We start from the raw sequence: 11,513 nt of genomic DNA on the forward strand, positions 1-11,513 counted from the left end.
GGGGCGTGGCGACGCTCCCCCGTCACGCCCCGCGGCATTTTCCCCTGTGCGTCGGAAAACCCCACCGTGAACGACCTCAACGTCATCGACCGCTTCATGGCCGCGTTCATCACCTATATCGACAGCGGCTTTGGGCTGCTCGGTGGCGATGTCGGCTTTCTGACGTCCACGCTGATCGGCATCGACATCACGCTGGCCGGCCTGTTCTGGGCAATGGGTGGCGACGACAATGTGATCGGTCGGTTTATCCGGAAGATCCTCTATATCGGCGCGTTCGCGTTCATCCTGAACAGCTTTGCGACGCTCGCCGACATCATCTTTCGCTCGTTCGCGCAGGCCGGTCTCACCGCTGGCGGCGGCGTGCTGTCCGCCGATGATCTTCTCAAGCCGGGCCGGCTGGCTGCCACCGGCTTTTCCGCTGCGTGGCCGCTGCTCGATCAGGCGTCGAAGATGATGGGGTTCACCAGCTTCTTCGACAATTTCCTGACGATCGCGGTGCTGCTGTTCGCCTGGGTGCTGGTGATCATCGCGTTCTTCATCCTCGCCGTGCAGATGTTCGTCACGATCATCGAGTTCAAACTGACGACACTCGCCGGCTTCATCCTCGTGCCGTTCGCGCTATGGAACCGCACCAGCTTCCTCGCCGAGCGCGTCCTTGGCAATGTCGTTTCGTCGGGCATCAAGGTCATGGTGCTGGCGGTCATCGTCGGCATCGGCTCGAATTTCTTCACTGAGTTCACGGCTGCCTTGCAGGGCCAGGAGCCCGATATCGGCCAGGCCATGTCGCTGGTGCTTGCGAGCCTCGCCATCTTCGGCCTCGGCATCTTCGCGCCGGGCATCGCCTCGGGCCTGGTGTCCGGTGCACCGCAGCTTGGCGCGGGCGCCGCGCTCGGTACCACGGCAGGCGCGGCCGGCATCGCGGTAGTCGGCGGCGGTGCTGTGCTGGGCGCGGCCGGTGCCGTCGGCGGCGGCGCCTTGGCCGCAGTTCGCGCCGGCACGTCGATGGGATCGGCGGCATCGACCGCCTACAAGCTCGGCCAGGAGACGGCCGGATCATCGAGTGTAGGCGCGGGCCTTGGTGGTATCGCGCGCGCGGCCGGCAACACGGCACGCAGTCGCATGTCACAGGCGATTGGCCTGAACGAAGCCGCGAGCAGCGGCCGTGCCGCCGCACACAACGCCTTCAACCCGCCCGGTGGCGGATCGTCGCCTGTTAGCTCGACGCCTCCCAGCGACGGCGCTCCCGCCTGGGCGCGGTCCATGCGTCGCGAACAGACCGCCCGCCACCACCGCCATGTTGCCCTTCAGGCGCTCAAGGACGGCGATCGCGGCGGCGGATCCGCCACACCCGACATCAAGGAAAGGGACGAGTGATGATCTTTAAACGTGCCGTCCAGCGCTATGGACGAACACCCGAGCCAGAGACTCCCTATCAGCGCGCCGGGCAGATCTGGGACGACCGCATCGGGTCGGCCCGGGTCCAGGCGCGCAACTGGCGGTTGATGGCGTTTGGCTGTCTTGCGTTATCGACCAGTTTGGCGGGTGGGCTGCTCTGGCAATCGACGCAAAGCAGGGTCACGCCCTATGTCGTCGAGGTCGACCGGCTCGGCGAGGCCCGCGCGGTGACGGCCGCCGAAGCCGCCTTTCGACCGACCGATCCGCAGATCGCCTGGCATCTGTCGAAGTTCATCGAGACCGTGCGCGGCGTATCGCTCGACCCCGTGCTGATGCGCGCCAATTGGCTCGCCGCCTATGACGTCACGACCCGCCGCGGCGCGCAATTCCTCGGCGACTATGCCCGCACCAATGATCCGTTCGCGCGGATCGGCGAACGCACGGTGTCGGTGCAGGTCACCAGCGTGGTGCGGGCGTCGGATCGATCATTCCAGATCAAGTGGACCGAGACCGCCTATGAACGCGGCAATCAGACGGGCCGATCGAACTGGACCGCGATCCTGACGATCGTCACCAAGCCGCCATCGACCGCCGACATTCTGCGCAGGAACCCGCTGGGTCTCTACGTCGATGCGATCGACTGGACCCGCGAACTCGACGTTGCCGGTCCGGCGCCAGCTTCGGTTGCGGCGCAGAATTCAACCGCGTCAGCAACCATGCCGCAGGGTTCGCCCATCGACCCCGGTCTTGGCGCGGTGCCCGTTCAACCCAGCCCGGAGACACAGCCATGACCCGACGCTTCTTGTTGCTTGCCAGCGCAACCGTGCTCCTGACGTTGCCGGCGTCTTCTCAGCCACAAAGGCTCGCAGCACAGCCCCAATTACCAACTGCCACCGCGACCCCGGTCACATCGCCGGTGGTGGCAACGGTGCCGCCTGCAAAACCTGTCGTGCCGCGTGCCCGCCGATACAAACCAATCTCGGCACACGAACGCCGCGTGCGTGCCGCCAATGGCGCGGCGACCTTGCAGCCGACGGCCCATGGGTTCATCAACGCCGTACAGGTCTATCCCTATGCGGAAGGGGCTATTTATCAGCTCTATACCGCGCCCGAACGCGTAACCGACATCGCGCTCCAGCCTGGCGAGGCGTTGGGCGCCGTGGCGTCGGGCGATACGGTGCGGTGGGTTATCGGTGATACCACCAGCGGCAGCGGCACGGACAGGCGCACCCATATTCTTGTGAAGCCGTTCGCCCCAGGCCTGTCGACCAACCTCGTCATCACCACCGACCGCCGCAGCTACCATGTGACCCTGACCAGCACGACGGCAACGGCGATGGCGGCCCTTTCGTGGACGTACCCCGCCGACCAGCTCATCGCGCTGCGCCGGGCCAGCGAAACAACCGAGGCGGCCAAGCCTGTCGCGTCGGGTCTCACGGTCGAGGCGCTGCGGTTCAATTACGATGTCAGCGGCGATACGCCGACATGGCGGCCCGTGCGCGCGTTCGACGACGGCCGGCAGACCTTCATCGAATTTCCGCCAAGCCTGTCGGTCGGCGAAGCGCCACCGCTGTTCCTTGTCGATGCCAAGGGCGAGGTCAGTCTCGTCAATTATCGTGTCGCGGGTCGCTTCTACATCGTCGATCGGCTTTTCGATCGCGCTGAACTCCGGTTGGGCGGAAAGCATCAGGACGTGGTCCGCATCACGCGCATTGATGAGGGCGGACGGCAGGGGAGGGGGGCATGAGCGAGGAAGCCCAACCGGCCGCCCCGGCGAAGGTCGATCCGGAGTCACTGGCGATCCGCGCAAAACCGGCGCGCGCGATCCGCTTCCGACGCGGCGTGATCATCGCGATCGCCGCGATCGGTTCGGTCAGCCTGATCGCGATCACCTGGATGGCGCTCAAGCCCACCATCTTTCGCCATGCCTCCGAGCAGACCGACATGTCCGAGCCTAACGGCAAGGCGGTGGCCGATGCGGTGAAGGGCTTGCCCGCCAATTATGGCGATGCCCCAAAACTGGGGCCGCCGCTCCCCGGCGATCTCGGCCGACCTATCCTCGAACGCCAGCGGCAGCTTGCGCTGGCGTCGTCGTCGACCGGACAAACGGTGATCAATCAGACGGAGGCCGATCAGACGGAGGCAGCCGAACGCGAGCGCCTTCTCGCCCAAGGCAAGGCCGCGCGCGAGTCGGGTGTGCTCGTTTCCAGCGGGATGACCTCGTCAGCCGTAACGGTGACGCGGTCGTCATCCGGGGACGTGCCGACTGTCGCCGAGCAACCCAAGGTGGCGCTTGATCCTACCAACGACCCAAACGCGCAGGACCGCAAGGCGGCGTTCGTGGCGGCGCTCGATCCCACGGGCGACAGTAATCCGCACCGGCTCGAGCCGGCCGCGTCGCCCTATATCCTGTCGGCAGGCAGCGTCATATCGGCGAGCCTGAGCACCGGGCTGCGCTCCGACCTGCCAGGCCTCGTCACCGCCCAGGTGACCGAGACCGTCTATGACAGTCCGACCGGGCGTATCCTGCTTGTACCACAGGGCGCACGTCTGGTCGGAAGCTATGACAGCGTCGTCGCGTTCGGGCAGACGCGCGCGCTGGTCGTGTGGCAGCGGATCATCATGCCTGACGGTAGCTCGCTGCGCATCGACAACGTCCCGGCGACCGATCCGTCGGGTTATGTCGGATTGCAGGACAAGGTCGACTTTCACACCTGGCAATTGCTGAAAGGTATCGCGCTATCGACAGTGTTCGGGGTCGGCTCGGAACTGTCGCTGTCGGGCGATAGCGATCTCGTGCAGGCAATCCGTCAGTCGACGCAAGGCAATGCGTCGCGCGCCGGTGATCAGATCACCCAGCGCAATCTCAATATCCAGCCGACGATCACGATCCGGCCCGGCTCAGCCGTGCGACTGGTGGTCCACAAGGACCTGATCCTCGCGCCGTGGCACCAATAGGAGCACGATATGACCGAATTGAAATTGGCGAAGCTGCCGGATCGGACACCGATCAAGCTGTCAATCACCGTCACGCCCGATCTGCATCAGATGCTGCACGACTATGCCGCGCTGTACGCCGAAACCTACGGACGCGAGGAGCCGGTAGCAGAACTCATTCCTGCCATGTTGGCCGCGTTCCTCGAAAGCGATCGTAATTTCGTTCGCAGCCGCGCGACTGGCAGATGAGCACCGGGAAGGGCCTCCCGGACCGCTTCGCAAAGCTCGATGAGGTCAAGCGCCGCGACGGCCCCCGGCAACTCGATGATCTATCGGATGATCTAGGAGTGGACGTTTCCGCATCTATACAAGCTGTCGCTGTTCGCCTCGCGCTGGAGCGACCGGGAAATCATCGCGTGGATCGTTCAGCAGGGCGGCGGATCATCTGCTGGCATTCCGTGCGGATGCGACGGGCGATGACAAGCATGATATCGCATCATGATCGACAGGCCTGATAGCTGAAGGCGTGCGTGGCGAGCCTTCTTGCGTCCCGCGTACCTTGTAATGCCTCGGTTTTGTGCGTCACGCCGATATCTTTCGAACAACTCGGCAGGCTCGCTTCGCGCGCCGTCCCAAAATTGGTGGGCTGTTCGCTCCGGTCCGACAGCCCGCTTAGTCGCCCGCGTGGTCATCGACGCTGTAGCACAGCGGGTCGCGCATCCAGTCACTGACCGCGGACTCGCGCCACCCGGTGCAGCGGGTCGCAATACGTACCTGCTTGGGGAAGGTGCCGGTCTGAATCTTCCGGTACAATGTCGACCGGCTGAGGCCCGTACGGTTGAGCACCGCGCCAAGACGAAGAATGCGGTCAGGTGTTTCGGTCTGCATGACAGTCTCCTGTACTCAGTGAGCCTAAACGTTCACCGGCGGCAGGTTTGAAATGTCAGATTTCGAGTGTCAAGTATAAGAGATAGTCGCAAAATATCTTTTTGGTATGGGTTCAGTGAACCCAAGTCATAATTCGGGGACGTGACGATAGTTATGAGGGAACTCTGCGGTAGTTAAATTTATTTCTTAGCGGATAAGCGGTCTGAGTATGAGTGCTATTACGCTCATATCACCCCGATCTCTATGAGTTTGTCGCGACATATTAGGTCGATGCGAGAGCATCGAGTCGGGCGAAGGCGAACGTTCGCAGATCTAGTTGCCGTGCAATGATCAAGTCTTCGGGGTCGAGCCCGATACAACGTCTGGTATGCCTCCATCAACGACCTATTCCTTGGAGGTGGCGGAGGTACCTTCGTCGAAAAGGGTTGCCACGGTGACACCCAAGGCATTCGCCAATCGGTCGAGGACATCCACGCTCGCCGCATAAATGCAGCGCTCGAGCGCACTCACATAGGTGCGGTCGATCTGCGCCCGATCCGCAAGTTCCTCCTGCGACCAGCCTTTCGTGCGACGAAGGGCTCGCAGGTTTTGGGCTAGGATATCTCGCGCATTCATCCAACTGAAAGCACGATCTTGAAGAGTATATTGCCACGGAGTATACTCTACACTCGCACGGTCCGATGAGCTGGATTGGTCAAATCGGTGCGTTCGTTCGCCAAGATGGAGCGGGCTGATGGCAGGGTATAACGACGACACGCCTCCGCGCCACACCAGTGAGGGCGTCCACTGGCCGGAAATGGAATCTCTGTATCAAGACCATACCGACTGGCTCCGACGTCTGATCGCCGGGCGATTGCGTTTGCAGCCGGCCGATGTCGACGACATTGTGCAAGATACCTGGGTGCGCGCTGCCAGGCCCGGGGCCGCAGAGATCACGCATCCGAGAGCGTTCCTGTTCCAAACCGCGCTCAACCTGTTCCGTGATGCCAAGCGCCGCGAGGCGGTCCGCCAGCATTCCAAGACGACCGCCCCCGATCACGGCGGCGGCACCGGAAACGGCATGTCGGAGCAGGAAGCCACGGTCGAACTGGAGCGTCTCGTTCTCCACCTGCCCGACAAGCTGCGCGACGTCTTTGTCCTGAGCCGGTTCCGCCATATGACCAACGCCGAGATTGCGACGAGTCTTGGCATCTCGGTCAAGACTGTCGAATGGCGGATGGGCAAGGCGTTGGCATATTGCGTGACCAGACTGCGCGACTAGGCGGCGGCACAGATCCATGAATGACAACGACGTGAACGGCGACGACGCGCGGGCGCAGGCGGCGCACTGGTATGCGCGTCTCCAGACGCTGCCCGTGTCCACGCAAACGCTCAAAGAGTTTTTCGCGTGGCGGCGCATGGCGGGAAATCGCGACGCGTTTATCGCCGTCGATCGGGTTTACAATCAAGCGGGCAGCCTTGCTGATCGCCCCGCCATCCTGGCCGCGACCGAGCAGGCGATGAACCGTCCCGCGCATCCCTCCGGTAATCGCGCCGTTACGGTTGGCACATTGGCTGCCGCCGCGGTTGCGATCCTCGTCGTAGGCGTCACCCTGGTCGCCGAGTTACCCGCAGGCGGTGATCGATACGCGACGAGGATCGGCGAACAGCGCAAACTCATGCTGGCCGATGGATCACGCGTTATGCTCGATACCGATACCGCCATGATGGTGAAATTTGTCAACGGCGCGCGCCGCGTTTGGCTTGAGCACGGGCAAGCCTATTTCACCGTTGCCCATGATGCCGCGCGACCGTTTACCGTCGATGCCGGTAGCGCTCGGGTATTGGCGACGGGCACCCAGTTCGATGTGCATCGTGACGGAGGCATGGTCGACGTCACGCTGGTCGAGGGCGGCGTGCACATCAGTGCGGATGACCGCCCCGTGACACAGCTGCACGCCGGGCAGGCGCTGACGCTAAACGGCGGACGCGTCGGTCCCATCAAAGCCGTCGATACGGCGCTCACGACGGCATGGACGCGCGGCCGGATCGTGCTGGACGGGATGACGCTTCAAGACGCCATCACCGCCGTCAATCGCTACGTCGATACGCCCGTCCGGCTCGATGCACCGGGCTTTGCCGACGCGCGTATCAGCGGCACCGTCGATACTTGCGACGCCCGCAGTTTTACCGCTGCGGTCACTGCTGTGCTGCCGCTGAAATCGCAAACGGAAAGCGACGGATCGATCAGCTTGCGGCAATGAAACGGAATGCCGTGGCTGCGCTCCAGCCACGGCATTCGGATCAGGCGAGCTTCAACCGCTTGCGCGGTGCAGGCTTTGCGATGGCGAGCGCCTCTCAGGCTTCGGTTGCCATACAAGCACCAAACGCCGGGAACGCAGTCCCCGGCGTTGTATATGTCCGTACTAGATCGTCTATTTTGAAAATCTCAATCGACAAGATCGGTCATCATTATCGCTCAGATTGGGCAATCTTCTCAACGATTTCATCGAGCATAGTGGATGGGCGAATGTCGAGGGCTTGAGCTAGTTTGATGAACTCCACCACATCCAGTCGGCGCTGTGAGCCTTCCACGAGGCTAACCCAGCTTTGATCCTTCTCAATGCGCTCAGCTAAATCGGTTTGCTTTAAGCCAGCTGCAATCCGCGCGGCTTTCACGACTTCTACGACCACCATATTCTCGTCGCTGAAGATCGTCTTTGGCATCCAGCATTTGATTTAAATGCCATTATGTTATATGCCGTTTTTCCATATCCTTTCCTGGCGGATGGGGATCAAACGTGTCTGGATCGAACAGCGACATCCCGCTGACTGTAGGCGATGCGACGCCGGGTTGGCGCACGATGGAATTGCTCTACCGAGACCATGCCGAGTGGCTCCGTGCTCTGGTCACGCGCCGAATGCGAGGCCACCCGACCGATGTCGACGATATCGTCCAGGATACCTGGATCCGCGCCGCTGGACTTAAGGCGGACGACATCCAGCACCCCAAAGCCTTCCTGTCACAGACTGCCCTCAACCTGTTTCGGGATCGTAAGCGGCGCGAGGCAGTTCGTGATTTGTATTTCAGGACCGCCACCGCCAACCAAGATTTCGGTGACAGGCATGGCATGCACGAGCAGGAGGCGGTACTCGAACTAGTGCGCATCGTGCTCGACCTCCCCGACAAATTGCGCGACGTCTTCGTCCTGAGCCGTTTCCGGCATATGACCAATGCCGAGATCGCGGCGAACCTCGGTATCTCTATCAAGACCGTCGAATGGCGGATGGGCAAGGCCTTGGCGTTGTGCATGAGCAGACTGCGCGACTAGGCGGCGGCACGGATCCATGAACGACAATGGCGTAGGCGGCGACGACGCGCGAATGCAGGCGGCACACTGGTATGCGCGCCTCCAGACGTTGCCCGTGTCCGCGGGGACGCTCGAAGAGTTCTTCGCATGGCGGAGGATCGAGGGGAACCGCGACGCGTACATCGCAGTGGATCGGTTCTACAATCAGGTCGGCAATCTAGCCGATCGCCCAGCAATCTTCGCCGCGACCGAGCAGGCGATGAACCGCCCAGCGCATCGCTACAGTAATCGCGGCTTTTCGATTGGCACTTTGGCCGCCGCCGCGATTGCAATCATAGCCGTGGGCGTCACCTTGGTCTCCGACTGGGCCGCGGGCGGCGATCGATACGCGACGAGGGTCGGCGAACAGCACCAACTGATGCTTACCGATGGATCACGCGTGATGCTCGATACAGATACGGCGATCACGGTGAAGTTCGTCGGTGGCGCGCGCCGCGTTTCACTCGAGCACGGGCAAGCCTATTTCACTGTCGCTCATGATGCCGCGCGACCCTTTACCGTCGATGCCGGCGGCGTTCGTGTATTGGCGACGGGCACGCAGTTCGATGTGCATCGCCAGGGGGATACGGTCGACGTGACGCTAATCGAAGGCCGCGTGCGCGTCAGTGCGGATGACCAGCCCGTGGCACACCTCCGGGTGGGGCAGGGGGTGACGCTGAACGGTGGGCACGCCAGCTTCATCAAGACGGCTGATACGGCACCCGCCACGGCATGGACGCGCGGTCGGATCGTGCTGGACAGGATGACGCTTCAAGGCGCCATCACCGCCGTCAATCGCTACGTCGATACGCCGGTCCGACTCGATGCACCGGGGTTCGCCGAGGCGCGCATCAGCGGAACCGTCGATACCGGCGATGCCCGCAGTTTTACCGCTGCGGTCACTGCTGTGCTGCCGCTGAAATCGCAAACGGATGGCGACGGATCGATCAGCTTGCGGCAATGAAACGGAATGCCGTGGCTGGGCTCCCGCCAGGGCATCTTGATCAGGCAAACTTGAGGCGCTTACGCTTTGCGGGCTTCGCAATCGTTAGTCGATCGGTGAGCGCGATAATGTCATCTTTCTAGGACACAACCCGAGCAGATTTTTAACTAGTTATTTCTCCGAGTGTTCACGAGAGTCGAACGACCGATCACGCCGATGTCTAACTTGGTCACCCGATCGCAGTTTGAAGCGATGTACTTGCGCAAGTGCAAAGAATATAAACAAGTTGCCGAGTGCATCGTCAGCGAAGAGGCTACTTTCAGTAAAATTCTCGATCATAAAAAAGCTTAATAGGGAAAAAGTGAGTGCAGCACGATCAGGCTGCCGCTCAACCATAGTCATAAACTGCGTCATCGGCCAAGCTATCGCCGCCCATAGAGCAAGTACTAAGCCAAAAAAACCCGTCTGCACAAGTAGGTCAAGGTAGCCGTTATGGCCTTGATCTACGTTTTTCAACCACTTTTGTGTACTATATGCCGTATCACTCTCGATGTTAACCGAGGCATCCCAATAGGAACCATAGCCTGCTCCAAGGATAGGATGATCTAAATAGTATTGTATCATTGGTCGCCAGATAGAATTCCGAAGGGACAGTCCTGAAGCGTTGTCGGTAAATGAGACCACTATGTCACGTTGCATAGTTAAATATGTGAGTACTAAAACAGACACCGCGAAAGTATACCAGATATATCTATCAGTAAATCTTCGTTTAAAATCTGAATTATGTATTATGTGGTGCCTAATCTTTGGTATTAATACGCCTATTGCTAGAGCTGCAGCCGAGGCAATTAAAGCCGTGCGTGACCATGACATGTATAAAAAAAGAAAGGCTGCACATATTATTAATACCCTTTGATAAAGGGCTATACGTTTGCCATCAATTATGAATACAATTACGGTGACGGCACTCGCGACGCCGGCAATATTTTTATCAGCTAGCAGGCCTCGCCACAAATGATAAGAATGCCAACTCTGTATACCAATATCTGGAAACGCAAATACTGTAAATATATTGATAGTCAAAACCAATACCAGAAATAATCGCAGTATATCTAACGTCTTTTTGTATCCTAAGTCAATTACTCCACTAAATACACTAAAGTAAATCAGAAAGACCAGTAATACTCGGCGAAATGAAAGATCAAAGTGATCTGCCCAAGACACGCTGATGCAGAACCAGGCAAGTACCGCGATTACAGGCGTTATGAATGCGAGCTTTGATTTTTCAAAACCTCTACATAGTAGCAGCAAAAATTGCAGCCCGAATAGTAACCCATACCCGTATAATCTATATATCTTCATATAAGTCGGAAGTACCGTGTCCATTAAAAAAAATGGAGTAGAAAAAAATAGTGCCAATAGTAAACAAAAAGAAATAACTGTTATGTTTTTAACTATACGACTGCTTAGTTTTTGATCGGTCCTATTTAGCATCTATGTAAACCTGAATCGAAGGGTTTGTAAGGCATTGCTAAGATCACAATTAGCATCTTATGTCTAAGGGGGACAAGTACAGGCTATTGCTGTCTTTCCCGAAAGGCGCGGCAGAGCCTCACAGGTTCTGCGATGAACTAGCGGTGCGATCGATGGCGCAAAGCGCGGCGCGAGCACGCGTTTCTACAATGGCGAACCAGAAGGCAGTTGGTCAATGATGCTCTGTGCATCGGCCGGGGGAAAGGCATGGACATAATCGCGCTTTAGCGTGCGGACGAACTGACCTGCTCCCCAGAATTCATGCCATTGGTAAGTTAGCTCGTCAGATGGAGACGAGTGATGCGGCGAGGCCGATTTACCGAGGATCAGATCATTGGGGTGCTGCGCGAGCATGAGGCTGGCGTGAAGACCGCCGAGTTGTGCAGGAAGCACGGGATCAGTGACGCGACATTCTACAACTGGAAGGCGAAGTACGGCGGGATGACCGTGTCGGAGGCGGCGCGGTTGCGGGCGCTCGAGGACGAAAA

At 59.6% G+C, this 11,513-nt stretch carries 14 protein-coding genes; 10 read left to right on the top strand and 4 right to left on the bottom strand.

Annotated features, from left to right (window positions below; translation table 11 throughout):
• The first annotated feature begins 66 nt into the window (after positions 1 to 66).
• From trbL to NLI89_RS19170, 5 genes are read left to right on the top strand one after another with little or no spacing between them, the layout of a single operon-like run.
• Positions 67 to 1,374 (top strand): P-type conjugative transfer protein TrbL, encoded by a 1,308-nt coding sequence (trbL, locus tag NLI89_RS19150; protein ID WP_254688435.1) that lies wholly within the window; start codon positions 67 to 69, stop codon positions 1,372 to 1,374.
• Positions 1,374 to 2,186, top strand: coding sequence for a conjugal transfer protein TrbF (trbF, locus tag NLI89_RS19155; protein ID WP_254688436.1), 813 nt, complete (start codon positions 1,374 to 1,376; stop codon positions 2,184 to 2,186). Before trbL ends, trbF begins: the two co-directional genes overlap by 1 nt.
• Complete coding sequence (gene trbG / locus NLI89_RS19160) at positions 2,183 to 3,142, top strand: P-type conjugative transfer protein TrbG (protein WP_254688437.1); 960 nt, start codon at positions 2,183 to 2,185, stop codon at positions 3,140 to 3,142. Before trbF ends, trbG begins: the two co-directional genes overlap by 4 nt.
• Entirely contained in the window at positions 3,139 to 4,353 is a 1,215-nt protein-coding gene (locus NLI89_RS19165; protein ID WP_254688438.1) for a TrbI/VirB10 family protein, read from the top strand. Before trbG ends, NLI89_RS19165 begins: the two co-directional genes overlap by 4 nt.
• Before the next feature lie 9 nt (positions 4,354 to 4,362).
• The gene (locus NLI89_RS19170; RefSeq protein WP_254688439.1) at positions 4,363 to 4,581 is read left to right on the top strand and encodes a DUF2274 domain-containing protein; all 219 of its coding nucleotides are present in this window, start codon (positions 4,363 to 4,365) and stop codon (positions 4,579 to 4,581) included.
• A gap of 423 nt (positions 4,582 to 5,004) precedes the next feature.
• On the opposite strand, the gene NLI89_RS19175 is transcribed toward NLI89_RS19170, so the two are convergent.
• Positions 5,005 to 5,220 carry a helix-turn-helix transcriptional regulator gene (locus NLI89_RS19175; protein WP_254688440.1) on the bottom strand — a complete coding sequence of 72 codons (216 nt, stop codon included), beginning with the start codon at positions 5,218 to 5,220 and terminating at the stop codon, positions 5,005 to 5,007.
• Between the two features lie 384 nt (positions 5,221 to 5,604).
• Positions 5,605 to 5,835 (bottom strand): helix-turn-helix domain-containing protein, encoded by a 231-nt coding sequence (locus NLI89_RS19180; RefSeq protein ID WP_254688441.1) that lies wholly within the window; start codon positions 5,833 to 5,835, stop codon positions 5,605 to 5,607.
• Between the two features lie 118 nt (positions 5,836 to 5,953).
• Between NLI89_RS19180 and NLI89_RS19185 the strand changes: the two genes are divergently transcribed.
• Positions 5,954 to 6,481, top strand: coding sequence for an RNA polymerase sigma factor (locus NLI89_RS19185; RefSeq protein WP_254688442.1), 528 nt, complete (start codon positions 5,954 to 5,956; stop codon positions 6,479 to 6,481).
• A gap of 16 nt (positions 6,482 to 6,497) precedes the next feature.
• Positions 6,498 to 7,463 (top strand): FecR family protein, encoded by a 966-nt coding sequence (locus tag NLI89_RS19190; RefSeq protein ID WP_254688443.1) that lies wholly within the window; start codon positions 6,498 to 6,500, stop codon positions 7,461 to 7,463.
• Between the two features lie 208 nt (positions 7,464 to 7,671).
• Here the strand turns inward: NLI89_RS19190 and NLI89_RS19195 are convergent, their stop codons facing one another.
• Entirely contained in the window at positions 7,672 to 7,926 is a 255-nt protein-coding gene (locus NLI89_RS19195; RefSeq protein ID WP_254688444.1) for a helix-turn-helix domain-containing protein, read from the bottom strand.
• A 74-nt stretch (positions 7,927 to 8,000) separates the two neighbouring features.
• Between NLI89_RS19195 and NLI89_RS19200 the strand changes: the two genes are divergently transcribed.
• Together NLI89_RS19200 and NLI89_RS19205 are read left to right on the top strand one after the other, a co-directional pair.
• Entirely contained in the window at positions 8,001 to 8,531 is a 531-nt protein-coding gene (locus NLI89_RS19200; RefSeq protein ID WP_254688445.1) for an RNA polymerase sigma factor, read from the top strand.
• A 16-nt stretch (positions 8,532 to 8,547) separates the two neighbouring features.
• Positions 8,548 to 9,513: a FecR family protein gene (locus NLI89_RS19205; RefSeq protein ID WP_254688446.1), complete on the top strand. Its 966-nt coding sequence runs from the start codon at positions 8,548 to 8,550 to the stop codon at positions 9,511 to 9,513.
• Between the two features lie 150 nt (positions 9,514 to 9,663).
• Here the strand turns inward: NLI89_RS19205 and NLI89_RS19210 are convergent, their stop codons facing one another.
• A complete protein-coding gene (locus NLI89_RS19210) occupies positions 9,664 to 10,986 on the bottom strand; it encodes an O-antigen ligase family protein (protein WP_254688447.1) in 1,323 nt (440 codons plus the stop codon).
• A gap of 339 nt (positions 10,987 to 11,325) precedes the next feature.
• Between NLI89_RS19210 and NLI89_RS19215 the strand changes: the two genes are divergently transcribed.
• A partial coding sequence (locus NLI89_RS19215; protein ID WP_254688448.1) for a transposase occupies positions 11,326 to 11,513 on the top strand: 188 nt, incomplete at its 3' end.

It is taken from the genome of Sphingomonas faeni (genome assembly GCF_024273235.1).
Lineage (GTDB): Bacteria > Pseudomonadota > Alphaproteobacteria > Sphingomonadales > Sphingomonadaceae > Sphingomonas > Sphingomonas faeni_A.